At 36.4% G+C, this 25,232-nt stretch carries 25 protein-coding genes and 1 riboswitch; of the genes, 13 read left to right on the forward strand and 12 right to left on the reverse strand.

Annotation, left to right across the window (positions count from 1 at the left end; all coding sequences use genetic code 11):
* On the forward strand, window positions 1-81 hold an 81-nt coding region (locus ACE38V_RS14740), incomplete at its 5' end, for an IS3 family transposase (RefSeq protein WP_375842512.1).
* Window positions 82-190: 109 nt separating this feature from the next.
* On the forward strand, window positions 191-592 hold the full coding sequence (locus tag ACE38V_RS14745) for a YugN-like family protein (RefSeq protein ID WP_375842316.1): 402 nt from the start codon (window positions 191-193) through the stop codon (window positions 590-592).
* 17 nt (window positions 593-609) lie between these two features.
* On the opposite strand, the gene ACE38V_RS14750 is transcribed toward ACE38V_RS14745, so the two are convergent.
* A complete protein-coding gene (locus ACE38V_RS14750) occupies window positions 610-1,620 on the reverse strand; it encodes a potassium channel family protein (RefSeq protein ID WP_375842318.1) in 1,011 nt (336 codons plus the stop codon).
* A gap of 112 nt (window positions 1,621-1,732) precedes the next feature.
* The gene (locus ACE38V_RS14755; protein ID WP_375842320.1) at window positions 1,733-2,452 is read right to left on the reverse strand and encodes a polysaccharide deacetylase family protein; all 720 of its coding nucleotides are present in this window, start codon (window positions 2,450-2,452) and stop codon (window positions 1,733-1,735) included.
* Between the two features lie 255 nt (window positions 2,453-2,707).
* Between ACE38V_RS14755 and ACE38V_RS14760 the strand changes: the two genes are divergently transcribed.
* From ACE38V_RS14760 to ACE38V_RS14780, 5 genes are all read left to right on the forward strand, one after another.
* Window positions 2,708-3,073 carry a hypothetical protein gene (locus ACE38V_RS14760; RefSeq protein ID WP_375842322.1) on the forward strand — a complete coding sequence of 122 codons (366 nt, stop codon included), beginning with the start codon at window positions 2,708-2,710 and terminating at the stop codon, window positions 3,071-3,073.
* A 136-nt stretch (window positions 3,074-3,209) separates the two neighbouring features.
* Entirely contained in the window at window positions 3,210-3,485 is a 276-nt protein-coding gene (locus ACE38V_RS14765; RefSeq protein ID WP_375842323.1) for a YqhV family protein, read from the forward strand.
* 177 nt (window positions 3,486-3,662) lie between these two features.
* Window positions 3,663-4,520: an iron uptake system protein EfeO gene (efeO, locus tag ACE38V_RS14770; RefSeq protein WP_375842324.1), complete on the forward strand. Its 858-nt coding sequence runs from the start codon at window positions 3,663-3,665 to the stop codon at window positions 4,518-4,520.
* A gap of 36 nt (window positions 4,521-4,556) precedes the next feature.
* Complete coding sequence (gene efeB / locus ACE38V_RS14775) at window positions 4,557-5,813, forward strand: iron uptake transporter deferrochelatase/peroxidase subunit (protein WP_375842514.1); 1,257 nt, start codon at window positions 4,557-4,559, stop codon at window positions 5,811-5,813.
* Window positions 5,782-7,614 (forward strand): FTR1 family iron permease, encoded by a 1,833-nt coding sequence (locus ACE38V_RS14780; protein WP_375842326.1) that lies wholly within the window; start codon window positions 5,782-5,784, stop codon window positions 7,612-7,614. Before efeB ends, ACE38V_RS14780 begins: the two co-directional genes overlap by 32 nt.
* A gap of 160 nt (window positions 7,615-7,774) precedes the next feature.
* Here ACE38V_RS14780 and ACE38V_RS14785 read toward each other — a convergent pair whose 3' ends face one another.
* The 3 genes from ACE38V_RS14785 to ACE38V_RS14795 all read right to left on the reverse strand — a co-directional run bounded on the left by ACE38V_RS14785 (window position 7,775) and on the right by ACE38V_RS14795 (window position 9,239).
* Window positions 7,775-8,308: a YceI family protein gene (locus tag ACE38V_RS14785; RefSeq protein ID WP_375842328.1), complete on the reverse strand. Its 534-nt coding sequence runs from the start codon at window positions 8,306-8,308 to the stop codon at window positions 7,775-7,777.
* A gap of 284 nt (window positions 8,309-8,592) precedes the next feature.
* Window positions 8,593-8,991: a hypothetical protein gene (locus ACE38V_RS14790; protein WP_375842330.1), complete on the reverse strand. Its 399-nt coding sequence runs from the start codon at window positions 8,989-8,991 to the stop codon at window positions 8,593-8,595.
* 101 nt (window positions 8,992-9,092) lie between these two features.
* Complete coding sequence (locus tag ACE38V_RS14795; protein ID WP_375842331.1) at window positions 9,093-9,239, reverse strand: hypothetical protein; 147 nt, start codon at window positions 9,237-9,239, stop codon at window positions 9,093-9,095.
* Between the two features lie 124 nt (window positions 9,240-9,363).
* Window positions 9,364-9,506, forward strand: a riboswitch (cyclic di-AMP (ydaO/yuaA leader).
* A gap of 160 nt (window positions 9,507-9,666) precedes the next feature.
* Here ACE38V_RS14795 and ACE38V_RS14800 point away from each other — a divergent pair.
* Both ACE38V_RS14800 and ACE38V_RS14805 read left to right on the forward strand, forming a co-directional pair.
* Window positions 9,667-11,493, forward strand: a complete 1,827-nt coding sequence (locus tag ACE38V_RS14800) for an APC family permease (protein WP_375842333.1) — start codon at window positions 9,667-9,669, stop codon at window positions 11,491-11,493.
* 245 nt (window positions 11,494-11,738) lie between these two features.
* The gene (locus ACE38V_RS14805) at window positions 11,739-13,316 is read left to right on the forward strand and encodes a sensor domain-containing diguanylate cyclase (RefSeq protein WP_375842335.1); all 1,578 of its coding nucleotides are present in this window, start codon (window positions 11,739-11,741) and stop codon (window positions 13,314-13,316) included.
* Window positions 13,317-13,394: 78 nt separating this feature from the next.
* On the opposite strand, the gene ACE38V_RS14810 is transcribed toward ACE38V_RS14805, so the two are convergent.
* Window positions 13,395-15,047, reverse strand: a complete 1,653-nt coding sequence (locus tag ACE38V_RS14810; RefSeq protein WP_375842337.1) for an FAD-binding dehydrogenase — start codon at window positions 15,045-15,047, stop codon at window positions 13,395-13,397.
* Window positions 15,048-15,344: 297 nt separating this feature from the next.
* On the opposite strand from ACE38V_RS14810, the gene ACE38V_RS14815 reads away from it, so the two are divergent.
* From ACE38V_RS14815 to nagE, 3 genes are all read left to right on the forward strand, one after another.
* Window positions 15,345-15,524: a hypothetical protein gene (locus ACE38V_RS14815; protein ID WP_375842339.1), complete on the forward strand. Its 180-nt coding sequence runs from the start codon at window positions 15,345-15,347 to the stop codon at window positions 15,522-15,524.
* Window positions 15,525-16,207: 683 nt separating this feature from the next.
* Entirely contained in the window at window positions 16,208-16,696 is a 489-nt protein-coding gene (locus ACE38V_RS14820; RefSeq protein WP_375842341.1) for a PTS sugar transporter subunit IIA, read from the forward strand.
* A 313-nt stretch (window positions 16,697-17,009) separates the two neighbouring features.
* Window positions 17,010-18,461: an N-acetylglucosamine-specific PTS transporter subunit IIBC gene (gene nagE / locus ACE38V_RS14825; RefSeq protein ID WP_375842343.1), complete on the forward strand. Its 1,452-nt coding sequence runs from the start codon at window positions 17,010-17,012 to the stop codon at window positions 18,459-18,461.
* 59 nt (window positions 18,462-18,520) lie between these two features.
* Here nagE and ACE38V_RS14830 read toward each other — a convergent pair whose 3' ends face one another.
* From ACE38V_RS14830 to ACE38V_RS14840, 3 genes are all read right to left on the reverse strand, one after another.
* The gene (locus tag ACE38V_RS14830; RefSeq protein WP_375842345.1) at window positions 18,521-19,396 is read right to left on the reverse strand and encodes a sulfite exporter TauE/SafE family protein; all 876 of its coding nucleotides are present in this window, start codon (window positions 19,394-19,396) and stop codon (window positions 18,521-18,523) included.
* A gap of 604 nt (window positions 19,397-20,000) precedes the next feature.
* Entirely contained in the window at window positions 20,001-21,371 is a 1,371-nt protein-coding gene (locus tag ACE38V_RS14835) for an aldehyde dehydrogenase (protein ID WP_375842347.1), read from the reverse strand.
* Window positions 21,372-21,518: 147 nt separating this feature from the next.
* Complete coding sequence (locus tag ACE38V_RS14840) at window positions 21,519-22,616, reverse strand: SDR family oxidoreductase (RefSeq protein ID WP_375842349.1); 1,098 nt, start codon at window positions 22,614-22,616, stop codon at window positions 21,519-21,521.
* Window positions 22,617-22,833: 217 nt separating this feature from the next.
* On the opposite strand from ACE38V_RS14840, the gene ACE38V_RS14845 reads away from it, so the two are divergent.
* Window positions 22,834-23,040, forward strand: coding sequence for a zinc ribbon domain-containing protein (locus tag ACE38V_RS14845; protein ID WP_375842351.1), 207 nt, complete (start codon window positions 22,834-22,836; stop codon window positions 23,038-23,040).
* A gap of 460 nt (window positions 23,041-23,500) precedes the next feature.
* On the opposite strand, the gene ACE38V_RS14850 is transcribed toward ACE38V_RS14845, so the two are convergent.
* The 3 genes from ACE38V_RS14850 to ACE38V_RS14860 all read right to left on the reverse strand — a co-directional run bounded on the left by ACE38V_RS14850 (window position 23,501) and on the right by ACE38V_RS14860 (window position 25,232).
* Entirely contained in the window at window positions 23,501-23,671 is a 171-nt protein-coding gene (locus tag ACE38V_RS14850; protein WP_375842352.1) for a Spo0E family sporulation regulatory protein-aspartic acid phosphatase, read from the reverse strand.
* Between the two features lie 317 nt (window positions 23,672-23,988).
* Window positions 23,989-24,294, reverse strand: a complete 306-nt coding sequence (locus ACE38V_RS14855) for a hypothetical protein (protein ID WP_375842354.1) — start codon at window positions 24,292-24,294, stop codon at window positions 23,989-23,991.
* Between the two features lie 80 nt (window positions 24,295-24,374).
* Window positions 24,375-25,232 carry a helix-turn-helix transcriptional regulator gene (locus ACE38V_RS14860; RefSeq protein WP_375842355.1) on the reverse strand — a complete coding sequence of 286 codons (858 nt, stop codon included), beginning with the start codon at window positions 25,230-25,232 and terminating at the stop codon, window positions 24,375-24,377.

A 25,232-nucleotide genomic window follows, 5' to 3' on the forward strand; every position in this document is an offset into this window, starting at 1 on the left:
ATACATTTTTATAATCATAATCGTTTACAAGGACGACTAAACGGCCTTAGTCCCCTAGAGTACAGGACTAAAGCCGCTTAGTGTGCTTTATTTATTTCCACTGTCTACTTGACAGGGGGCAGTTCATTATTTGGACTAACACTCTTTTTTTCGGAGAAACTAAGAGAAGGATGAGAAAGGAGTAGAATAAATGATTGAGATTCCTTCCAAAATTGAAGGGAAGCAATATGACTTATTTAAACTGGAACAGCTCTTGAAGCCTTTAGGTTATTCAATTGGGGGGAATTGGGATTATGATCATGGTTATTTTGATTACAAAATTGAAAATCAAAATGGCTATCAATTTTTCCGGTTACCATTTCAATCGATAGATGGACAATTGGATTCGCGAAATTGTACAGTTCAGTTATCTAGACCTTATTTGTTGACGCATCGATATGAGGATGGAAACGATGATGAAGCCACTTCAGGGAATACTTCTGCAACCTTTAATCAATTTGCTGAACCAAAAGTGAAAGATGCTGCAGTACCAGAAAAATATGTGGATATCGGCAAAGCTCTTGTGTTTGAGCTTGAATCTATTCTTGACTAATTACTTGAGTATTTTTTTTATACATGAAGAGCACTTGATTTTTTTCCAACAACTAGCAACTGGTCGCCTTCATTTACAACATAATTGTGGGGTGGATTAATGAGTGTTTCTTCCCCCTTTCTGATACCGATAAATAAGGTTCCTTCCTTTAGCAGCTGGGAACTTATGTCTAAAATTGTTTGTCCTTTATAAGAGTGACTAGAAAAAAGGGTCAGTTGGCTATCCTGTAATTGATTCAGTAAGAGCAGTAGCGAAGAATGACCAACCTCGGCTAAGGATAGGCAGTTTGACATCACATAGCTTGTTAGCACATTCGATTGAATAATTTCATCGGCACCGGCTCTTTTGGCATTTGCAACATAATCAGAGGTTAAGATTTCAACGATACAGATGACATCTGGATTCAAACCTTTAATGGCAATTAAGGTGAGGATGGTATTCATGTCTGCATGCTGTTCATCCTTATTTTGATCTGCCGTCAGGATGACTTTTTCTGCTGTAAAAATATTCGCCTTTATCAAAACATCATCTAAATGGGATAATCCTCTAATAAAATGAATTTGTTTATGGGGAATGGGATTGGTTTCCAAGGTTTGGTCAATTAATATCACGGAATGGGAATCAGATTTTAATAATGCATGAATCAGTTCCTTGGATCGCTCATTCCAGCCTACGATAATAAAATGCCCTTTTCCCTTATAGACCATCTTTCCATCCATATATTCATTCTGTTTCGAAACGGCAGTAGTGGACAGGGCAACAAAATAGGAAGAGAGGACACCTGCTCCCAAAAAAATTAAAATCATTCCTGCGAATTTGCCAATCATGGTCTGAGGAACAAAATCGCCATATCCAACAGTGGAAGCGGTAATAATCGCCCACCAAATTCCATCGAATATTGTTGGGAATACAGACGGTTCAAGGAAGGAAATAATTGTTCCAAATAAAATAACAATCATTATCACAAGAAATAATATTCGGAAAATTAAGGGCAATCGTAAAAAGCTTGTATAAAAATGGTGTGACATCATCTTTTCACCTCTAATTGAAATCCTTACCATTATGGACGAGAAAGGTGAAAAAAAAACTGAATCATCCTTCTTAAGGATCATTCAGTCTCGGATTTATTTTAGAAAAGCATCATAATCTCTTATCATTCCAGAAATTCATCTCAAAATGATGCTTTGGATCATAGGCTTTAAATGTGTATCCCTTTTTTCGAAGATAATCAATCATTTCCGGTAATTTTTGGACAGTCCCTTTTTTACAATGAAAGAGAATGACAATTGGACCTGATTTTCCTTTTAAACCTGATTTCACATTAGAAACAATTTTGGCTGGATTTTTGGTATCATACTTCCAATCCTCTGAATCGATATTCCAATCCCACATTTTAAAATGTTTTTTGACCAATTCATTTCGAAATGATTGTTTCATATATGGTTTGCTTCCATAAGGGACCCTTGTTAAATGGCTATCCAATTTCGTAATTTTCTTCAAGGTAAGCCTTGTCTTTTCCATTTCTTTTGCCACGTTTGCGGGATTTCCGTAATATAATTTCTTTGCATTATGGGTTACGCTATGTAATCCAAGAGAGTGCCCTTCTCTAAACATACGTTGGGTCGTTTTTGGGTAGTGACGGATCTGCGGTTCAATTAGGAAAAAAGTCGCTTTAATATTTTTCTTTTTTAGGATATCCAAAATCTTTTGTGACTCAAGATTGGGACCATCATCAAAGGTTAAGTATACGACTTTTTTGGAATTGGTGTAGGCTTTTGTATTAGCGTGTGAAAAACTAGCGAAAGGTAAACATAGAAGAATCATGATTGTTAATCCGAAAGCCGTTAGTCTCTTTGCCATTTTTTTCTCTCCCGTAATCTCTTATTCTGTTAATTTAAGTTTAATATAGCAAATGGGGGAAATAAACCTAATTCCTGAAACTTTTGTCATATAGTGATGAATAAGAAGTGGAACTAACTAAGCTATGAATAAATTAATTTCAGAAAATGCTAAAGCGAAAAGAAGGGTATGAAATTTGAAGGTTTTTTTCTTCAAATGTATGAATTCCTTAATTCCCTCCAATAATAGTTAATAAAAGGGAGGAGGTATCTCGATATGAGGGAAGAAATCTGTTTAATGAATGTTTCGCAAATCACGGATGCCAGGGCAAAGACCATTAAATCACTGAATTATTATCTCCAGGATGATCATGATAATTGTGTCAAAGCGCTTTGTGAGGCATTAGCCGGAATAAACCAATTTGAAGCATCAATGGGATTTGAATTTAATCATAGTGATATGTTTTTGATTATTGCGGATTTAAAGCATTCGATGCTTGAAGCACTCCAATACCTCTATAATAATGATTATCATCATTATGAAAAATTTATTACTGAATTTGTGGGGAAAGCGATTCAATATGAAGGGACATTACTCAAAAACGTGATAGGCAATTATAAGGATGATGAGTTTATTTCATAGATACTTTTATATGTAGGCTTACCCTATGTGGATGAGGGTAGGCCATTTTTGATTATAAGATTATTTTCTAAACTTGTCCTTCAATGCGGATTTCCTGCATATACTGTTGTAGAAATAACGGTTCTGGGGGAGTGTTATGTTTGCATTATTTGAAAAAGCTGTTTTAGGGATGGCTTCACTAAGAATCCTTTCGGGGAGTATCGAAATATTGGCTGCCATCATCATGCTTAAATTCAATACAGTTGAAAAAGCACTAATCGTGAATAGTTCATTAGCCCTTGTTGGTCCAATGATTCTAATTGCAACCACAACCATAGGTTTATTTGGCATCGCTGATAAAATTTCCTTTCTTAAAATGTTTTGGGTATTACTGGGGGTAGGCTTTATTTTATATGGGATTCGAAGTCAATAAAAAAGCCTTTTGCTTCTCGATTGGATTGAGAAGTTTTTTTTGTGTAATGAAGCAGATTGTTTGTTAATATTTGAATTTTTAAAATTTTTTTCAAAATAATCATTGAAAATGATTATCATTAGCGATATGATGGTAATTGAAAATTATTATCAATAAGATGTTGGCGGGGGATTACATATGAAAAAAGTTTTAGCCACAGCAATACTTACGATTAGTTCTAGTATTCTATTATTTGGGTGCTCGGATACGAGTGAAAAATCTTCAACAGATAGTGGCAATGATCAAGCATCTGCAAAAAAAGAAGCGATTCACTTAGATGAAGTAAGTAACGATTATCGTGAATACGCTTTATCTGAAGTAGATGAATTCGTGAAGGAAACTGAGAATTTTACCAATGCCATTAAAGATGGGAATCTTGATTTAGCAAAAAAATTGTATGCTCCAGCCCGTATGCATTATGAACGTTCGGAACCGATTGCTGAAGTATTTGGAGATTTGGATCCAAAGATTGACGCCCGTGAAGGGGATGTTCCAGAAAAGGAATGGACAGGATATCACCGAATTGAACAGGAATTGTGGGTGGATAAAACAACGAAAGGCTCTGTTAAGTATGCTGAGCAATTAATGAAGGATGCAACTTTACTTCGAGCAAAAGTGGAAACAGTTGAAGTTACACCAGATTTATTAATTACTGGCGCAGTTGATCTTTTAAATGAAGTATCTACATCAAAGGTAACAGGAGAAGAGGATCGATATTCTCATACGGATTTATATGATTTTGTGGCAAATGTCCAAGGAGCAGAAAAAATCTATCAATTATTAAAACCAGCGTTGAAGGAAAAGGACGAGCAATTATCAGCTGAAGTCCAAGCACAGTTTGATAAAGTCTTTCAATTATTGGATAAACAAAAGCAAGGCGATGGATATAAGCTTTATACAGATTTAACAAAGGATGAAGTGAAACAATTAAGTCAGGCAATTGATGCTTTAGCAGAACCACTTTCTCAAATTGGAATTGTAGTGGAGGAATCATAATTGAAAACGGAGTTCGATAACCATTCAGAACAATCGATGACCTATAAAACATATTCCAGAAGAGATATGTTAAAAATGGCTGGAGTTGGTGGAGTGGGTGTTATTCTTGGTGCATCAGGAATGGGCGGTATTCTTTCAGCTGCAGAGAATCATACATCTAAGATAAAAAATACGGGAATTGTTCCATTCTATGGAAAGTACCAGTCAGGAATTATAACGCCAGCACAAGATCATATCAATTGTGTTGCCATGGATATCACAACAAAGCAAAGGAGTGAGTTAGTTCAATTATTTCAGGATTGGACGAAAGCTTCAGCGTTTATGACGAAAGGAAAACCAGTTGGCGAGCTATCGACAAATGGGTTATTACCTCCTAAAGATACAGGAGAAGCAGCTGGATTAATCCCTTCTAACTTAACGATTACCTTTGGTGTAGGACCAAGCTTATTTATGAAAGAAGGGAAGGATCGTTTCGGTTTAAAGGGAAAGCAACCAAAAGAATTGGTGGATTTACCGAAGTTCCCACTTGATGCTTTAAAGGAAGAATGGACCGGCGGCGATTTATGTATCCAAGCCTGTGCAGATGATGCACAGATTGCTTTTCATGCCGTCAGAAATTTAGTGAGAATTGCGCGGGGAAAGGCCATTATTCGTTGGACACAGACAGGATTTCAGCGTTCCAAGCAGGCAGATCCCCAAAACTCAACACCCAGAAATCTTTTCGGATTTAAAGATGGAACCATCAATCCGAATTTGAACAATCAAAAGGAATTGGATCAGCATATTTGGATTCAACAGGGAGATGGCCCCGACTGGCTAGTTAACGGAAGTTATATGGTCATTAGAAGAATTCAAATGCATATTGAGGTTTGGGATCGTTCAACACTACAGGATCAAGAAGCTACCTTTGGCCGCTATCGAGATAGCGGAGCTTCACTTGGACAGGACAAAGAATTTGATCCCGTTGATTTACAGAAAAAGGACAAACAAGGAAATCATTATATTCCTGAAACAGCTCATGTTCGGCTTGCTCATGGCAATGGTAAAGAAATGATACTGCGAAGAGGCTACTCCTATGCTGATGGGCTGGATTTAACAACCGGCAGTTTTGATGCTGGACTTTTATTTATAGCCTTTCAAAGATCCCCAAGCAAGCAATTTATTCCGATTCAAGAGCGGCTTGCTAAAAATGATAAATTGAATGAATATACCGTACATCGCGGCAGTGCCATTTTTGCTTGCCTACCAGGAGCAAAATCGAATGGGTATATTGGAGAAGCCTTATTTGCTTAATAGTTTTTTGCTTGGAAAAGGGGAGATGAAATTGAATCCTTTAAAACGAAAATGGTTTGTTTTTGTTTTAATTCTTTTCATGTTATTGAATGGTTCCATGATATATGCTGCAAAGGTCAACGCAGAGGAGAACCATGATGAGTTATTTTTCTATATTGGGGATAGCTTGATGAAGGCGAAAGAGAGTGACTGGAGGACAGTGGAACAGAACCTTACTCTTTTTGAAAAAGAGTGGACTTCCATTAAAAAAACAGGAAAGTCAGCGACTTTTGTTGACAAACGATTAGATTCAGCCAAAAGCTCTTTAGCTGATAAGGATGTTAAAGCTGTGAATCAGGCGTTATCCTCTCTATCAACTGCTTTTGTTCAATATGATCAGGAGCAAAACCCAGTTGATAAGGAAAAGGAAAAAGAAAAGGTGAAATTACTTTTACCTAATTTAAAAGATTTGAAGAGTACGATTGAAAAAGAAAATTATGATAAGGCGATTACTTTGTATCGCCGGTTTAATAGCAAGTGGACATCAGCAGAAAAAATAGTACGGACAGAAAGCGTTGCTTCCTATGGAGAAATTGAAACATATATGGCGTTTATTCGTATTGCCATTACTGAAGAGCCAGCTGATCAAACAAAGGCTTTAAGCAATGTGGAAAAGCTTGACACGGCAATCAATGAATTCTTATCTGGAAAATCCGCTCAAAAAGTGAATGAAAAGCATTCTCTTCGTGATATATCTGATTTATTGAATAAGAGTCAAATGGCGATGGGGAAAAAGGAACTTGGTCAAGCAGGCGACTATTTAAATAAGCTATTAATGATTTGGCCAATCGTGGAAGGCGATGTTCAAACGAAGGATAGCAAACTTTATAGTGATATAGAAACAAAGGTGCCAACTGCTATCAGTCTTATTAATTCTCAAAATGGTGACATTCAAAAGGCTACAGAGATCGTGAAGGAATTGAATTCAAGGCTGACCCCATTATTGGAACAGGGCAATTATACAATCTGGGATGCTGCCCTCATTCTTTTACGCGAAGGATTGGAAGCATTGCTTGTTGTAGCGACCCTGATATCCTTTTTAAAGAAGACGGGTCACAGTCATCAGCAAAAATGGATATGGATGGGAGTTGGATTGGGCTTAGTGGCAAGTGCCATATTAGCCATTTTTATCAATCTTCTGTTTTCTCAGCTATCTGCCGCTTCAAGCAGGGAGTATATTGAAGGGATAACAGGTGTGATTGCTGTTGTGATGATGCTCACCATGGGGGCGTGGCTCCATAATAAGTCCAATGTTAAGAACTGGAACAACTATATCAATAAGCAAATCGGGCAGGCGATTGCAAAAGGAAGCTTGTTTTCCTTTGCTTTCATCAGTTTCTTATCCATTTTTAGAGAAGGGGCGGAAACGATTATTTTTTATGCAGGAATGGCAGCGAAAATTAGCATCAGCTCTTTATTTCTGGGGATTTCCCTTGCATCCGTAATTTTAGTGATTATTGGGTTTTTCATTATTCGTTATAGTGTGAGAATGCCGATTCGGTTATTCTTCTTAACTGCAACTATTTTAATTTATTGCCTTACCTTCAAAATACTAGGAATAAGTATACATGCTTTACAGATTGCCAATGTGGTATCGACCCACAGTTTATATCCTTTTCCGTTTATTGAGATAATTGGACTTTATCCGACGCTCGAAACATTTTTACCACAACTTGGTTTATTGTTTATTATTTTATTGATTAGCCTCATGATGAAAAGGAAAGAGAAGACAAATCAAGTAGCAGTCCCAGCAGGAAAATAGGGTGAAAATAAAAGGGAACGAAAAGCTTAAGCTTCGTTCCCTTTTGCACTTTTAAATTATTATTTATTTTTTCAAGGATAAGAGTTATAGAAAAATAGCTAAATAAATTAATCAAAGGCTGATTTCCAATCTAGTCAAAAAGGAATCAGCCATCTATTTATTATTCAGCTTTAGCAGCTTGAATTTGCAGATCGATTTTTACTTTATCGCCAACAAGTACTCCGCCAGTTTCAAGGGCTGCATTCCATGTAAGACCATAATCACTGCGTTTGATGGCTCCAACGGCACTGAAACCAACCTTTTCATTGCCCCATGGGTCTTTTCCCTGGCCTTCGAAGGTTACCGTAAAGGTTTCTTGCTTTGTTACTCCATGAAGGTTTAAGTTACCTGTAACGGCATATTCATCGTCATCTTTTCTTGTAATACTAGTTGCTGTAAAGGTTAATTTAGGATTATTTTCTACATCAAAGAAATCCCCAGAACGTAGATGATTGTCACGATCCTCATTGCGCGTATCAACGCTTGCAAGATCAACCGTAAATTCAATGTTGGCTGATGTTAAATCAGTTGGATCTGCATCAATGGCAGCATCAAATTGGTGAAAAGTCCCCTTTACATTGGCAATCATCATATGCTTAATTGAAAAGTCCACGCTGCTATGTGCTGGATCTACTGCCCATTTTGTTTTTGTCATAATAAAATCTCCTCCACTTTGTTTTTATTTTCTACTAATATCTCAATTTCAAGATAACTTAATTCAAGATAAATTATAGGTTAACACTATTGAGATGTCAATAAATAAATTTCAGTTTAAGGAGAAATAAAAATAAAGTGAAAATCAATTGGTTGATAAAAGGTTATCTTAGAGGAAAATGCAAGGGGAAAATTCTGAAGGGAGTATTTCTGTACTTTTGTTTTATGAAGAAAAAGTATGCCAGTCCGATTAAAAAGACTGGCGTTTCAATCCAATAATGAAGCTCATTTTAACATTTTCACTGTTATGGCAGGAGAAGTTATTGTACTAATACAGCCCTCAAGATCGCCTTGGTTAATGAGCCCAAGGTTTAAAGCAGATTTGATTTTGACATCATCTGGTTTCTTGACAACCTGTATTAAATCATTCATTTGCAGTTCTTCTAATTTTTTAATCGTTAACTCGTCATTATATTTTTCTGTCTTACGGATTTGTCTTTGCAGCTTGTAAGCGTTGACAGAAAGCTCTCCTTTTTGATTGGGACCTATCAAATGATCAAAGTAATGATGGAAAAATTCCTTTAATTGATTTAATTCAAATTCAATCTCTTTTTTCTTTTTACTCAATTCATAATATTGAATGAGCATATCTTCCGTAATGAGCAAATCTTCATTTGGTTTCAATCATACTCCCTCCACTTACTATGATAGTTCATCATATTTGCGGAGTAAGGGAAATATACCAATGAAGTGGACAAAATACATAGTTAGATGGAAAAAATTTTTTAATTTGTTGGTTTATCCCATTTGTTTTTTTTGCTACTTTTTTTGTCATCCGTATCTGTTTCTTTTTTCCCGAATTCGAAGCTGATTTCGTTTGCAATTTCATTTAAAGATTTTTCTGAAAATAAGGGCTTCTTCTTTTTAGTCATATGATTCTCCTATAAAAATTTTTAAAAGGGTATTATGTACAAATTGCCGATAAATAAACATAAAAATTTTTCATCGGAAGTATTTACAACTCTAACACATAGGAGTATGATAATCTTCAGTTTCATATTCATGTCGCTTAATCCGTTGGAACGGGGGATCCAAATTTGTGTATTTCAGTACACTTGGGGTGAATCCTAATTATTAGGTAGGGCTACTCTTTCAGTCCGAATCCGACAGCTAACTCCGTAAGCGTTTATAGAGGAAGGTGAAGCTGCGTGACAACATACACATTGTCCACAGGCTATTTACTGCGCCTTGTGGGCTTTTTTTGTTGAACAAATCTTTTTATTGATATCCACCTTATTGGTCTAGAATTGCATAGGGCAAGAAGGGAATATTAATATTAAAAAGTTTCGGGGTGCAATGATGTTTTCAAGCTTAAAAAGATTTTTAATAGGTCGGCCATTGAAATCAGAGGAATTAGGTGAGCAGAAGCTTAGCAAAACGAAAGCTTTAGCCATTCTTTCCTCTGATGCCTTATCATCCGTTGCTTATGGGCCAGAACAAATTTTAATTGTACTGGTGACAATAAGTGCAGCTGCCTTTTGGTATTCCATTCCAATTGCAGTAGCTGTATTAGTGCTACTTGTCGCATTAATATTGTCATATCGTCAAATTATTTATGCTTATCCTCATGGCGGAGGGGCATATGTCGTATCAAAAGAAAATTTAGGTAAAAATCCTGGGCTAATCGCAGGCGGGTCCTTGTTAGTAGATTATATTCTTACGGTAGCGGTTAGTGTGTCCGCCGGAACAGATGCCATTACATCGGCATTTCCCGTCTTGCATGAACATAATGTCCTTATAGCTTGTGTCCTTGTTACGTTTATTACGATATTAAATTTAAGAGGAATTACAGAGTCGGCCTCGATTTTGGCTTATCCAGTGTATCTGTTTGTTTTAGCTCTGTTTATACTCATTGGAGTAGGGCTATTTAAGATTATAACTGGTCAGGTTTCACCAGAGCTGCATTCACCAATTGGTACTCCAGTCGCGGGCATTTCATTATTTTTATTATTAAGAGCATTTGCTTCAGGTAGCTCAGCTTTAACGGGTGTTGAGGCGATATCGAATGCGATTCCCAATTTTAAAGAGCCTAGACCAAGAAATGCAGCGAGAACCTTGATGGCTATGGGACTTTTATTAGCGATGTTATTTACGGGCATTGTCTTTTTAGCCTATTATTATGGCATTGTCCCAAAAGAGACAGAAACGGTCGTTTCTCAAATTGCGGCAAATACCTTTGGAAGGAATTTCATGTATTTCTTTATCCAAGGAACAACGGCCATGATTTTGGTGCTTGCTGCTAATACTGGATACTCAGCTTTCCCGCAGCTTGCCTACAATCTTGCAAAGGATAAATACGTTGCGAGAATGTTCACAATGAGGGGGGACCGTTTAGGCTATTCGAATGGAATTATTTTTCTTGGAATTACTTCTATCCTTTTAATTATACTATTTAAAGGACAAACAGAACAATTGATTCCTTTGTATGCTGTTGGGGTATTTATTCCATTTACATTGTCTCAAACAGGTATGCTGGTTAAATGGATACGAGAAAAACCTGCAGGATGGGGATTGAAGCTAACCATTAATTTCGTAGGTGCCTTTATTAGCTTCTTAGTTATGATGACATTCTTTATAACTAAATTTGCTCAAGTGTGGCCGGTATTAATTTTTCTACCCATTCTTGTCTTTATTTTTCATAAAATCAAAAAGCATTATGATTCCGTTGGGGAACAGCTTAGAGTCTACAATCAGGAACCTGTACTTCCTGTAGAGGGAAATGTCATCATTGTTCCGGTTGCAGGAATCACGCATGTAGTCGAAAATACCTTGAATTATGCAAAGTCCTTATCCGTAGATCAAATTTTTGCTGTTTATGTTTCCTTTGATCGGGAAGATGAGAAAAGATTTGAGGAGAAATGGAAAAATTGGCAGCCTGATATTCGTTTAGTTACCTTACATTCTTATTATCGCAGTGTCATCCAGCCTTTAACCAAATTTATTGATACTGTCGAACACAAGGCAAGGGAATCTAATTATCGTGTAACCGTATTGATTCCGCAGTTTATTCCTAAAAAGAACTGGCACAATGTTCTTCATAATCAGTCCAGTATTTTAATTCGGACTTATCTTCTATATAAAAGGAATGTCATTGTTTCAACTGTTCCTTTTCATCTTAAAAAGTAATCTCAATCGAGAGCAACGTTCTTTCAACGATGCTCTCTTTTTATGACCTAATAATATTTATGTTACTTTAAAAAGAAATTTGTTCCTGATAATAACTTTTGAAGAAGATGAATCTTTTTCAGAATTTTGCGTTAAAAATATAGAATTTTAAAGTTTGATATTGTACGATGGAGACATTGTTCGACATAAAATTGATAATTCCATCAGCTTAGAGTATTTGGGATGGGTAGGAGAGTAATCAAATCATGCATGAAAAAAGAGGGATAAAATTCCAAATTGCCATAAGCTTATTGGTTATTTTGACCGTCATTAGCACGATTCTTGTTAGTTGGTTTACAGCAAGAAGTGCGCTTAAAGAAGCACTTGCTAAGGAGTATATGGATAGCAATTATGAATATGCAAAAAAGCTTTCTATAAGTACGACGGATTTGCTGGAGGATATGGAACAGAATCTGAATGCAGTTGGCCGAATTGCAGGCTTTCAGGAATTTACTAATAAAGATTTAGATAATTGGAAATTTGCCAATAGTGATTATTTCAATTCTATATTTATTACTGATCCTCATGGTGTCATTCAATTGATCAGCCCAATGCTTGTTCAATTTAACGGGAAGCAAGTAAGGGCCGGAATGAAGATACGATCCACCACTATCAAAAAAGCATTGAAAATCAAAAAACCATTCATTTCTCAGCCGTACAGGGCTACATCGGGTCAGCTGATTATCCTAATTTCGACTCCTATTTTTGATGAGCAGGGGAACTATAAGGGGATAATTGGTGGAACGATTTACTTGGAAAGTGAGAATATTCTCAAAAGGATATTAAATAATCATGTTTATGGGAATGGATCTTATGTATATGTAGTGGATCATAGCGGACGGATTATCTTTCATCCAAATCCAGAAAGAATTCATGAGCTTGTCTCTGATAATAAAGTGGTTCAACAATTAATGAAAGGAAAGAGCGGAGCTACCGAGGTTGTTTATTCGGATGGGAAAAAGTACTTTTCAGGCTATGCCATTGAAAAAAAGCTGGGACTGGGGATTGTGACGCAAACCCCTGTGGATGTTATAAAGGTTCCTTTACAGGATTTGCTAAAGAAAATGACAGCTCAACTACTCCCACTTTTATTAATTATCTTACTTGTTGCAGGATTTCTTGCTAATAATCTTTCAAGACCGCTTAATACGTTAGCAAAATATTCAGAGGATGCAATTAATCAAAAAAAAATGGTTTCGCTACAGGCACTTCATACGGATTCAAATATTTATGAGGTAAGACAGCTTTACCATCAATTTAAAAACCATATGGAAATTCTCAACAGTCAAATTCAACTAGATGGATTGACAGGAATAGCTAATCGAAAAACGTTTGATGTAGTGTTAGAGGACTGGAATGAACAGGGGATTAATTTCTCCATTATTTTTCTTGATATTGATCATTTTAAAAAGGTAAATGATCAGTATGGTCATTTAGTTGGAGATGAAGTATTAAAATACTTGGCGGTGATGATGAAAGATGTCTCAAGAGATGAGGATTTATGTTTTCGCTATGGTGGCGAGGAATTTGGAATATTAATAAGAGAGATGAATGAAAAGCAAGCCTTTCAGATTGCTGAACGGCTACGCCTGAGTGTAGCGGAAACACCGAGCCCAACAGGTAATGCGATTACTATTTCATTAGGAATATCTACGCGTCAGCGAGAAGATTTCCATCCAAAGGCGGTTATTGAAAAAGCCGATGCAGCTCTTTATGCATCAAAGGCGAATGGCAGAAATCAAACCACAATTTATCAAGATTCAATGAAAAATAAAGCCTTATAAGGATTAGGTAGGAGCCATCATGAATGATTCGTGATGGCCCAAGCTCAATAAAAAATATGAATTGAATTAAATAGGAATTCATAATTCTTTTATAAGTGCACGTCCTGCTTGTCTTCCTGTGAAGATACAACCACCTAAGAAGGTACCTTCTAGCGAACGATAGCCATGAACTCCTCCTCCTCCAAAACCTGAAACTTCACCAGCTGCAAAAAGACCTGGAATGGGATTTCTAGATGAATCCAGTACGTGACAAGATAAATCCGTTTGCAGTCCACCGAGCGTTTTTCGACTAACAATATTTAAACGAACAGCGATTAATGGACCATTATGGGGATCAAGGAATTTATGGGGTTTTGCTACTCTTATGAGTTTATCGCCAATATAGTTTCGTGCCCCACGCAAAGCCGTAATTTGAAGGTCTTTTGTAAATGTATTTTCTATTTCTCTATCTCTAGCTATGAGTAGTTGTTCCATTTCTTTTGCATCCAATAAATTTTCACCCGTTAATTTATTCATACCAGCAACAAGCTCAGAGAGGTTTGAAGCAATGACGAAATCTTCGCCCTTTTCCATAAAGGCTTTAACGGGTCCAGGTGGCCCTGGTAAGATCCGGGATAGGACCTTTTTGATGCTTTTTCCTGTAATATCAGGGTTTTGTTCACTGCCGGAAAGGGCAAATTCTTTTTCAATGACTTTTTGCGTTAAAATAAACCAAGAGTATTCATACCCTGTATCTTGAATGGCTTTAAGAGTACCCAATGTATCAAATCCAGGGAAATTAGGTGTTGGAAAGCGCTTACCTTTTGCGTCTATCCAAAGGGAGGTAGGTCCGGGAAGAATACGAATTCCATGCATGGGCCAGATTGGGTCCCAGTTTTTAATTCCTTCCGTGTAGTGCCACATGCGATCACGATTGACAATTCTTCCTCCTGCTCTTTCTGTAATCGCAAGCATTCTGCCATCAACATGGGCAGGAACACCAGAAATCATATTTCTTGGGGGCCTCCCGAGCCTTTCGGGCCAATTCTGTCGAATTAATTCATGATTTCCACCAATTCCACCGCTTGTAACCAATACGGCATGAGAGTAAAATTCAAATTCTCCACTAACCTCACGTGTACTTGCTTCACCACGTGCTGCAGAGCTAGGAACAAGCGTAGCCCCTCTAACCCCGACAACGGCTCTATTTTCCGTTATTAATTCATCCACACGATGACGTGGGCGATAATCTACTAAGCCGTGCGATCTCGCTTTTTGGACTTTACTCTCAAATGGCCTAACTAAACCGGGACCTGTTCCCCAAACAATATGAAATCGTGGAACGGAATTTCCATGTCCATCAGCAAGATACCCACCTCTCTCCGCCCATCCGACAATTGGGAAAAAGCGGATGCCTTGTTTAGCTAGCCACTTTCTTTTCTCCCCAGCAGCAAAATCAATATAAGCTTCAGCCCATTTTAATCCCCAATAATCCTCATCTTCTTCACGATCAAAGCCAGCAGTTCCAAGCCAATCCTGCCATGCTAGATCACGTGAATCTTTAATTCCAAGCCGCCTTTGTTCAGGAGAATCAACGAGAAATAATCCCCCAAAAGACCACCAAGCTTGTCCACCAAGGGATGACTCAGGCTCTTGATCAAGCAATAACACCTTTTTCCTCGCTGCTGCAAGTTCTGTTGTTGCCACCAATCCTGCAAGTCCAGCCCCAACTACAATCACATCAAATTTCATGCAAGCATCCTCCTCATACAAAAAATCTAGCTATTAATCATTTAAATGTCATTTCAGTATATGATTCTGCTGAACCATTCATGAAATCTTCTTCTTTATATTATTTTCGCAATATTTAAATTTATTTAATTATATAGGAATGTTAAAAATCGTGTAAAGTGTCTTTTAGAACGAAGCGAGATGAGAATGAGGTTAAAGGGAAATATATAGGAATAAAATTTTCGTTCAGTGTGTAACGATTATCACTGCAGGATTCCTGTTAATTTTTTATAGTTAAAATGAGGGAGGTGAATGTAGATGAAAGTAAGTTATCCGATTAAAGATTCAGCTGTTGATATTAAAATGATTAAAGAGGCCCTAAAACCATTTGGTGGACGCTGCGCTAAAATAATCGAAGGAACACTTGAATATCAAGTAAAAGAAGAGAATGAAAATGCTGCACTTGAAAATTTAAAGGAAAAGGGAATTATTGAGTAAAAGTCAGGTTGTTGACCTGACTTTTGCTTTTCTTACAGGATTCGAAGAATTAGTGAGCATAATTATGCTGTGAATATGCTTAAAAGACCAATCTTTAATAATAATTGAGCTAAAAGGTTAATGGCAGCTTATACAACAACATCGACTTGAATTTCTGTTTAGGTAACCGTAATGGCATGAGAGCCACGAATAAATAATCCTTGAATTTCAGTTGTTTCATTTAGAGTGTTTTAGATTAAAGGAATAACTGTGTTAAAGAAAAAACTACAGGAAATATTGTTATTTTGAAATAATTTATATTTTGAAATAGCAAGATTTTAAAACGATGGGCAAAGTAGCAAGTTGAAGAATTTTCCTAATTTTATTAAAATTGTTACCGCTTTCATATTGTCAATTCAAAAGTTTGATGGTATGCTATTTTATAAAAGATATATGGATCACATGTAACTGATACGATCAGGCATGGTGGTAAAATTGAAGGTTATTAGAGCCTTTCATTATACCCCCATGCCTTTTTTGATTATTTTCTTATAAACCTCCTTCACTTTTCTGAGTAAAACTTTTTTTAAAACTTACAAATAATATGAAGAAATTTAACAAATAATTCAAATAATAGAAAGTAGGTCCATGATGTTTATTTGGGTTTAGAATTTAACCATAGCAATAATTTAGGAGTGATAAAAATGGTTTTTCACATCTTTAAAAAACCAAAATTAGAGGTATATGCACCATTCGAGGGAGAAATAATTCCACTCGAAGAGGTTCCAGATCCTGTATTTAGTCAAAAAATGATGGGGAAAGGAATTGCGATGATTCCAAAAAATGGGCAAATTTTTGCGCCAGTAGAAGGGAAAATTATTCAGGTCGCAATTACAAAGCATGCAGTTGGCATTCTTGCAAATGACGGCTCTGAAATTCTAATTCATATTGGTTTAGAGACGGTGAATTTAAAAGGAGAAGGCTTTCATGTAAAGGTTCAAGAGGGAGAAAGGGTAACAGTAGGGCAGCTTTTGATGGAAGTGGATTTGGAATATATTCAAACGCATGCCAAAAGCATCATTACCCCAATCGTCATCACGAATAGCGTGGATAGTGGTAAAAAATATGTTGCGACGGATGAAAAGAGAGGTTTAGTGGGTAAGACAGTAATTTTGACAGCTTCCGGTAAGTAACAGTGCTTGGTAATTCCATGGAGGTTGTTATTTAGAATAATTGATAATCTATCAAATAAATAATTGAAAGGGGGGATGCAATTGAATTAAAAGATGAAAAAGGATAATCCGGTTTGTCTGTTCGTGGAATTAGCTTTTAGGAAAGTTAAAGGATGTATAGTGTCTTTTTGGTTCACTGGTCTTATATTTCATATCTGTTTTAAGATGGCTTACTTCCTAACACGAAAACTTCTTAGTCAAAAGCAATCGTTCCTTCGTTATGAACTGAATATGCATGTTTGAATTTTTACATTTTTTAATGGGAGGAATTACCATGAAAAAGTATTTCCAAAGATTAGGCCGTTCTTTGATGCTTCCGGTAGCAGTATTACCAGCAGCAGCTATCCTGCTCGGTATTGGTTATTGGATTGACACAGGTTTGGGGGCTGGAAATCCACTTGCTGCTTTCTTAACCAAAGCTGGTGGCTCATTAATAGATAATATTCCAATTCTCTTTGCTGTTGGTGTAGCGTTAGGAATGGCAAAAGATAAAGATGGATCCTCTGCACTAAGCGGATTAGTTGCCTATTTAGTTATTACAACTTTGCTATCAACTGCTACAGTTGCGATGTTTCAAGGAATTGATCCAACAAAGGTTGACCCTGCATTTGGGAAAATCGGTAATGCCTTTGTAGGGATGCTTTCCGGTTTAGTGGCAGCTTCGATGTACAATCGATTTAGCCATGTTCAATTACCGGATGCATTTGCTTTTTTTAGTGGAAAACGTCTTGTTCCAATTATGTCAGCTGTCTCTATGATCGTAGTATCTGCCATTCTTTATTTCTTATGGCCAGTGCTTTATACTGGATTAGTATCTTTTGGGGAAGGCATCAGTAAATTAGGTGCTGCAGGTGCAGGTTTGTATGGTTTCTTCAACCGACTATTAATTCCAACTGGATTGCACCACGCATTAAACTCAGTATTCTGGTTTGACGTAGCTGGCATCAATGATATTGGTAATTTCTGGTCAGGTAAAGGGGTTAAAGGAACCACTGGTATGTATCAAGCTGGCTTCTTCCCAGTTATGATGTTTGGTTTACCAGCAGCTTGTCTTGCTATGTATCATACGGCAAAGGATAAGAATAAAAAACAAGTGGCATCCTTAATGCTTGCAGCTGGTTTTGCAGCGTTCTTAACTGGGGTAACTGAACCAATTGAATTTTCTTTCATGTTCGTAGCTCCTATGCTTTATGTTGTTCATGCTGTTTTAACAGGTATCTCTTTAGCAGTTGCTGCTTTTTTCCACTGGACAGCAGGATTCGGTTTTAGCGCTGGTTTTATTGACTTCTTCTTGAGTTCAAGACTTCCTTTAGCGAATATGCCTTATATGCTAATCGTTCAAGGTTTAGTATTTGCGGTTATTTACTACTTCGTATTCCGTTTCTTAATTACGAAATTTAACTTAATGACCCCTGGTCGAGAAGATGATGAGGCAGATACGGATGGAGAAGCTGCAAATGTAAGTATGGATAAAAGTGGAAAATTTGCAAACTTGGCAGCACAAATTTATGCTGGCCTTGGCGGAGATGCCAATGTTACCTCTGTTGACAACTGTATTACTCGTTTGCGGATTGAGGTAAAAGATATGAATGCTGTTGACCAAAATAAGATTAAGGCTACTGGTGTTCCTGGTATCAATATTGTGGGACCAACAAGCATTCAAGTCATTGTTGGAACGCAAGTTCAATTTGTCGCAGATGAAATAGAGAAAATCCGTAAAAAATAATCAAATTTAACGGTAAAAAACACAATGTTTATCATCATGAATAAACATTGTGTTTTTTTTCATACCATGGTTTTAATATTTTCTTTTTTTAATTTCCAGCTTACTTTGCCTATTGCTATTGCCCAAAGACCGATAATCACGAAATAGGTGAAGATGGTAACGGAAGGGGAAACATCCAATAAACTGAGCAATGTTCGGATATTTGTGAAGATAATAATTCCTCCTACTAAGGTTCCAAGAAGATTTGTAGGAATAATTTTGACTAGCCATGCGGCAATTGGGGCAGCAATCAATCCACCAATCATTAAAGCAAAGACCCACTGAAGATTAATTTGCGTCCATCCTAATGTTAAAAGAAAACCTAAAGTAGAGGACACAGCGATAGCAAATTCACTCGTATCAACGGAACCAATGACTTTTCTTGGTTCCATTTCATTATTGGTTAACAGAACCGGTGTTGCAATAGGGCCCCATCCACCACCTCCCGTCGCATCAAAGAAGCCAGCAATAAAGCCAAGGGGGAGAAAAGCTTTTTTTGACATTTTTTTCTTTATTTTCATTGTAGGATTAAATTTGAATAGAAAACGGTAGATGACATAAAACCCTAATAATAATAGAAAAAAAGAGACATATGGTTTAATTATATCTCCTGGAATGCTTCCTATAAAGCATGCACCAAGAAAGGCACCAATCGAACCGGGTATGATTAATCGGTAGACGACTTGTTTATCCACATTTCCAAAGCGAATGTGGGAGACTCCTGATGCAGCAGTTGTGATTACTTCTGCCATATGAACTGATGCAGAAGCTACCGCTGGGGCAATTCCAAATAATAGTAATAATGAGGTAGATGTTACCCCATAGGCCATGCCTAAAGAACCGTCTACTAATTGTGCTGCTAATCCGATTAGAGCAAGAACAATTAATCTTTTCATGGGAAAAAACACTCCTTTTCAACCAATTTCTGAGTAGATTAGAAAATAGAAAAGTCCTAATACGTGGCTTATCGTGGACCACTAATCTAATCAAGTTTCTAACTTACAATATGAAATAGCCAAAAATTGGGTTCTTTAACTAGATAAAAATGGGCAAATGTTGAAATGTTCTTTTGGTGGGAATGTATATAAAACGCTGCTTTTTTGGAATATCATTTTAATCTTTTGTCGAAGCCATCTGATTTAGACTTGATTGCAGTGAAATTATTTTAGTTGTCCGAATAGGCTCTTCATTCGGATTTAATGGTCTTGTAATTTATTCAAAAAGAAGCGAGAACCAGATTATTCGCAAAAAAAACATTTACTCGCGAAAATGAGGTATCTATTCTTTCCTTCGATCCGGCTTCCATTTCCTTTTAATTCCTAAAAACTTTCTGAATAGACATTTGATTCCTTCATAAATGCCTTTCAATTCATACATGGATGTCTGAATGAGCCACTAATTTATATATTCTAATAGCAAAAAAAATGAAAAGGGTCTTTAAAAAAATAAAAGACCTATTCCAATCTTGGAACAGATCTTTTGAATAAAATTCTTAAACCACTATTTCAAAAACATTTTAATTTTCTTCAAACCATTTTTTACATTTGGATATCTAAATGGAATATCAAATAAGGTGGTTTGTTTTAATACGCTTTTTCTATGGGAAAAGGTGTCAAAGCTTCCCTTTCCATGATATGCGCCTATTCCACTGTTTCCAACACCTCCAAAAGGTAAATAGGGTGAGGCAAAATGATATACGGTGTCATTAATACAGCCTCCACCGAAGGAAACATCATTCAATACTTTCTGTTGGATGTCAGCATTCTCAGAGAAAAGATAAAGAGACAACGGATGGGGATGATGATGGATTCCTTCTAGCATAAAAGATAAATCCTGGTACTCCAGTACAGGGAGTATCGGTCCAAATATTTCATCCTCCATGATGGCATCCTGCCAGGTTATATTGGTAAGAACGGTTGGCTCAATCGTTAATGTTTCATATTTTGTCCTTCCGCCAACAATTATTTCTCCATCATGCAAGAAAGAAGACAGACGATTGAAATGTTTTTCGCTTACAATGCGGGTAAAAGCATCATTTTCTAGCGGATCCACTCCATATAGCTCTTTAATGGCATCCTTCAAATGATGGAAAAACTCCTCTTTAATATCTTGATGGAGGTATAAATAATCAGGTGCAATGCAGGTTTGACCAGCATTTGTGAATTTTCCCCAGGCAATTCGTTTGGAGGCGAGTTTAATATTAGCATCCTTATGCACGATGCAAGGACTTTTCCCACCTAATTCAAGTGTTACAGGTGTTAAATTTTTTGCCGCTGCTTCCATTATGGTTTTTCCAACCGGAACACTTCCTGTGAAAAAGATATAATCCACTTTTTCCTGTAGAAGAGCTTGACTAGTCTCCACACCACCCAATACGACAGCAATATATTCCTCAGAATAGGTTTCATGAATAAGGCGAGCTAAAATCTCAGATGTTCGCGGAGTAAGTTCAGATGGTTTGATTATCGCGCAATTGCCTGCAGAAATTGCCCCAATCAAAGGAGCAATCGCTAATTGAAAAGGATAGTTCCACGGTGCAATAATTAAAGACACTCCATATGGTTCTGAATAGATATAACCAGAAGAACCAATGTGAGTCATCGGTGTTTTCGCTTTTTTCGGCTTCATCCATGCACGAATGTGACTTAGAGTAAAACGAATTTCTTCGAGAACGACACCAATCTCAGTTGAATAAGCATCAAATTCGGATTTATTTAAATCAGATTTTAAGGAAGCCAAAAGATCCTCTTCATGATCTTTAATCATTGTCCTTAAGCGCTGCAATGCATCAATACGAAAGGATATATTCTTTGTTGTATTAGTACGAAAAAAATGTCTTTGCTTTTTAACTAGATTCTGATAATTAACCATTTGATCCCTCCTTTTTGATTGTAATTTTGCTATTTTATTGACTATATACAATTAGAGGTTGCTAGGTGATAAAAAATAGATACTATCCTAAAAAACAGGCATTTTATACTGAATGAGATGATTTTTTAGGGGGAATCAAGCATTTATTTATTGAATCTTCACCTGCTTTTCACTGTCATTTTTGTGTTGCTTAAAAAAAAGGACCATCGCAGGGATTACATCTTTGAAATTAGGACAAGTGATTCCGGAACCTTTTAAATCCTTTTGAGTCTGGCTGCAATCGTACTCGGCCATGCATGTGAAATAATCAAGTGCTTCCTTTTCAACTCTTAACCATTTTCGAATAGCAGAAAAAGAAAGAAACCATTTTGCCAGTCCAAGTGGTATGACTCCAAACGGCTCTCTTCCAAGATACTCCTTCATCAGCATATGGTAAACCTCTTTGCATCGATATGGATTCGGATCAGTAAGCTGATAGGTTTTTCCTATTCCAATATCTGCATGTCCAAGATAAATCGTTGCTGCAAAAATGTAATCAACCGGGACAAAATTTCCTTCAGCCTTTCCTGCGCCTAAATAAGGGATAATAGGCAAAAACTTAAGCTTATCAAAAAAATTCAAAATAAAATAGAGGCCATCAAATTTAATCGTATCACCCGTTTGCGAATTCCCAACAACTATGCCAGGTCGGATAATGGTGGTAGGAACCTTGCTTATGATTTGACGAACTAAAACTTCCGCTTCAAATTTTGTTCTTTCATAATAGTTTTTAAAACTTTGGTGCTTATCTAACTCTGATTCTAATATTCTCCCTTCTCGAGTGCCGGCAATATATGAGGTGCTAAAATATACATAGCGTTGAACATTATGTAAGGTTAGAAGCCAATCGTTGACATTTTTAGTTCCATTTATGTTTACCTTAATTGCCAACTCCTCTGGTACGGCGAGATCATAAATAGCTGCAAGATGAAAGACATGAGTAATTTCCCCTTTTAATTCATCAAGTATCGCAGCATCCATTCCTAAATCAGGGAGGGTTATATCTCCTGGGATAATAGTAAATTGCTCTAACAACAGACTTTCATCTAATGCAATTTTTCTTAGTGTCTCTTCTGCCTTTTGCAAAAATTGAGGCTGCACCAGTAAATAAAATTGATTGATTTCATCCTTTTCTGTCATAATTTTTTTAATTAAAGAAGTAGCAATAAATCCCGGAAAACCGGTAAAGAAATAAGTATTGGCCATGTGCTAACGACTCCTTGAATCAATGTATTGGAATAAAGGTAAAAGACCATCTATTCCATATATATGTAATCATTCTATGATAGTCAAGAGAAATATTTGTATTTTTTGTAAAATTAAGAAAATAATTAGTGAATTGCAAATATATGAAACCTCTTTAATGAATAATCATATATAAGGGAAAAAGGATTCTAAATTTACGATACGAGGAGTGGAATAGATGAATGAAAAAGGTTGTATTAAATGTGGAAGTAAAGATGCCAGAACAAAGGAGGTTGCGATGACGGGAACAGGGTTATCGAAAATGTTTGATCTTCAGAATAATCATTTTACAGTGGTATATTGCCGGAATTGTGGGTACTCAGAGTTTTATATGAAAAATTCAAGCAATACATCTAATCTATTGGATTTATTTTTTGGAGGATGAGAGATGGGTTCATGACATTCATTATGCTATAAGGAGTTTAATAAAATCAGAGAGCGAGGAAGCGGAAATCCTTACTCCACGTTTCTTATGGTTTTGGTTTCGGGCGAAACTTTCGTATGATTTCTTCTCTCTCAATCGATAAGGAGAAATCATCATCAATATGATGACAAAGGAAAAAAGGAAGGCTACTGCGATTATGTGATTTTAGACAAAAAAACCCAAAACGATTATTTTGGGAAAGGATTCTGCTAAGTGCAAAAGTATTAATTTTTTTGAAGGAACTAACGAATCTTCAAATTATATAAATTCATTCTATTTCTTATCAATCGGACTATGTTCTGATGTGTGACTCATCTATGATGGAATCGCCCTTCTATTGATCACCAAAGGATTGATGATGATAAAACTTTTAGAAAGGGAAGGAGAATTAAGAACTGTTTTAGGAAGATAAACTAGAATATTAATTGATAAGCAATTGATATTTATAGATTAGACAATCGAGTTCTTGGCTCATTTGAATAGTTTTTTCATTATTTAAGCCGTGTTTTAGACCAAATTCAATCATATTTTTCCTTAATATAGCAATTTTTTCTTCTAGTTGTTGGATGGTTGTAACAAGAAATGTTTGCATGTATAGTTCACCCTTTAATAAAAAAGTAGGTAAAACTATTATAATTGGAAAAAACTTAATTTTTTCGGAGAAATATTACAATTTATTGAACGTTTTCAAGGTGTATAGAAGGATAAGAAATCGATAGTTGCTTTTCCTGTAAATGAGCGGAAATCCATCTATTCTCCTTGTTTAGTAAATTGTGTATTTGCCGAGACGAAAAAAAGTAATCCGATTGTGTATAAATGGTGTGGCGTAAATTGTGATAGTGGTACTCTTGTAAATACAGCAGATAAACCTAAACATTAAAAATTAAGGTTTGAACTCTTGAAGAAATTCTATGGTTCTCCAATTCCCATTGCTAATAATAATAGATAAGCGCAACACAAAACAAATCCGTTTGCGATAAAGCCAATTATGCCGATGCTACGTATACTACGTCGTTTTGACATAATCGAGGAAATAATAGCAAGTAAAATGCCAATAATTGAGAAGATGCTATAAATGGTGACAACGAAATCAATATCAACATTTGGTCCTCTTTGTACATAGAACATAATGATACTGATTATCACAAGTACTATAGATGTAATACCTAAAATATATCCTACTTTCTCTTTATTTAAAAACATAATAATCTCCACCCCTGTTGTTCAATTAATATTCAATATATCCTAAAATTTCCCATATAACAAGTGGTTTTAAAGTAAAACATATTCCATTATCAATCAAAATGAAGACCTGAATGATGTTCAAGTAAATTTTTCAGTTTTGCCTCTGTTGTTGTGCCATCAACGGGTGTGTAAATACTGCATCTAAGGTCATTGTTTCCATGTACCTGCATAGAAGTAAGGTCAAATACCATTTTTCCAGCCTTTGCGTGGCGAAATTCGATGAGGATTTCAGGTGCTGAGCTCACTTCACTTTCCTCCCACAGTTTATGAAACTCTGGGTACTTTATCCCCATATTTTCGATAAATTGAAAGTACCATTTATCAGCGACGTATTGACCATAATAGGTACGAAAAATCGCGATAAAGCCCTTGACGAAATGCTCCCAATTTACGGCTAAGCTCTTAAATTCCTTGCGAGAAAATAATAAATATATGAGATTTCTTTGTTCCTTTGGGATGAGTTCAAAATCCAAAAAAACATGGGCTGACGCTTGGTTCCAGCCAACAATATGACAATGCCGATCCGTTATGATGGTTGGGCAATATTGGAGTTCCTGAAGAATTTTATTTAATGATGGGCTTATGGTAGTTTCTGTTTCCGAAGCGAAGGAGAATTTATTCCCTTCATCGAAGGCTAATGCAGTAAGATAAGCCTTTTCATCTTTGGTTAATTGCAAGGCTTCTGAAATAGCATCTAATACGGAAATGGAGACTTTGATATCTCTCCCCTGCTCAAGCCATGTATACCAAGTCGTACTCACTCCAGCTAGTTGGGCAACCTCTTCTCTGCGAAGTCCAGGTGTTCTTCTTCGAATGCCTTCTGGTAATCCCACCATATGTGGCTGAATTTTGGAACGCTTTAATTTTAAAAAATCTGATAATGCCTGAAGCCTTGTTTCAGGATTCAT

Origin of the sequence: Cytobacillus sp. Hz8, from assembly GCF_042263505.1 — a bacterium.
GTDB lineage: Bacteria > Bacillota > Bacilli > Bacillales > Cytobacillaceae > Bacillus_BE.

What these genes read in the sequence shown, in the direction of transcription:
- ACE38V_RS14860 (WP_375842355.1), bottom strand. Translation starts at nt 25,232, where the DNA reads ATGAATCCTGAAACAAGGCTTCAGGCATTATCAGATTTTTTAAAATTA.
- ACE38V_RS14805 (WP_375842335.1), top strand. Translation starts at nt 11,739, where the DNA reads ATGCATGAAAAAAGAGGGATAAAATTCCAAATTGCCATAAGCTTATTG.
- ACE38V_RS14760 (WP_375842322.1), top strand. Translation starts at nt 2,708, where the DNA reads ATGAGGGAAGAAATCTGTTTAATGAATGTTTCGCAAATCACGGATGCC.
- ACE38V_RS14785 (WP_375842328.1), bottom strand. Translation starts at nt 8,308, where the DNA reads ATGACAAAAACAAAATGGGCAGTAGATCCAGCACATAGCAGCGTGGAC.
- ACE38V_RS14820 (WP_375842341.1), top strand. Translation starts at nt 16,208, where the DNA reads ATGGTTTTTCACATCTTTAAAAAACCAAAATTAGAGGTATATGCACCA.
- nagE (WP_375842343.1), top strand. Translation starts at nt 17,010, where the DNA reads ATGAAAAAGTATTTCCAAAGATTAGGCCGTTCTTTGATGCTTCCGGTA.
- ACE38V_RS14795 (WP_375842331.1), bottom strand. Translation starts at nt 9,239, where the DNA reads ATGACTAAAAAGAAGAAGCCCTTATTTTCAGAAAAATCTTTAAATGAA.
- ACE38V_RS14780 (WP_375842326.1), top strand. Translation starts at nt 5,782, where the DNA reads ATGGGTATATTGGAGAAGCCTTATTTGCTTAATAGTTTTTTGCTTGGA.
- ACE38V_RS14755 (WP_375842320.1), bottom strand. Translation starts at nt 2,452, where the DNA reads ATGGCAAAGAGACTAACGGCTTTCGGATTAACAATCATGATTCTTCTA.
- ACE38V_RS14800 (WP_375842333.1), top strand. Translation starts at nt 9,667, where the DNA reads ATGTTTTCAAGCTTAAAAAGATTTTTAATAGGTCGGCCATTGAAATCA.
- ACE38V_RS14840 (WP_375842349.1), bottom strand. Translation starts at nt 22,616, where the DNA reads ATGGCCAATACTTATTTCTTTACCGGTTTTCCGGGATTTATTGCTACT.
- ACE38V_RS14850 (WP_375842352.1), bottom strand. Translation starts at nt 23,671, where the DNA reads ATGCAAACATTTCTTGTTACAACCATCCAACAACTAGAAGAAAAAATT.
- ACE38V_RS14750 (WP_375842318.1), bottom strand. Translation starts at nt 1,620, where the DNA reads ATGTCACACCATTTTTATACAAGCTTTTTACGATTGCCCTTAATTTTC.
- ACE38V_RS14810 (WP_375842337.1), bottom strand. Translation starts at nt 15,047, where the DNA reads ATGAAATTTGATGTGATTGTAGTTGGGGCTGGACTTGCAGGATTGGTG.
- efeB (WP_375842514.1), top strand. Translation starts at nt 4,557, where the DNA reads ATGACCTATAAAACATATTCCAGAAGAGATATGTTAAAAATGGCTGGA.
- ACE38V_RS14745 (WP_375842316.1), top strand. Translation starts at nt 191, where the DNA reads ATGATTGAGATTCCTTCCAAAATTGAAGGGAAGCAATATGACTTATTT.
- ACE38V_RS14815 (WP_375842339.1), top strand. Translation starts at nt 15,345, where the DNA reads ATGAAAGTAAGTTATCCGATTAAAGATTCAGCTGTTGATATTAAAATG.
- ACE38V_RS14765 (WP_375842323.1), top strand. Translation starts at nt 3,210, where the DNA reads ATGTTTGCATTATTTGAAAAAGCTGTTTTAGGGATGGCTTCACTAAGA.
- efeO (WP_375842324.1), top strand. Translation starts at nt 3,663, where the DNA reads ATGAAAAAAGTTTTAGCCACAGCAATACTTACGATTAGTTCTAGTATT.
- ACE38V_RS14835 (WP_375842347.1), bottom strand. Translation starts at nt 21,371, where the DNA reads ATGGTTAATTATCAGAATCTAGTTAAAAAGCAAAGACATTTTTTTCGT.
- ACE38V_RS14845 (WP_375842351.1), top strand. Translation starts at nt 22,834, where the DNA reads ATGAATGAAAAAGGTTGTATTAAATGTGGAAGTAAAGATGCCAGAACA.
- ACE38V_RS14830 (WP_375842345.1), bottom strand. Translation starts at nt 19,396, where the DNA reads ATGAAAAGATTAATTGTTCTTGCTCTAATCGGATTAGCAGCACAATTA.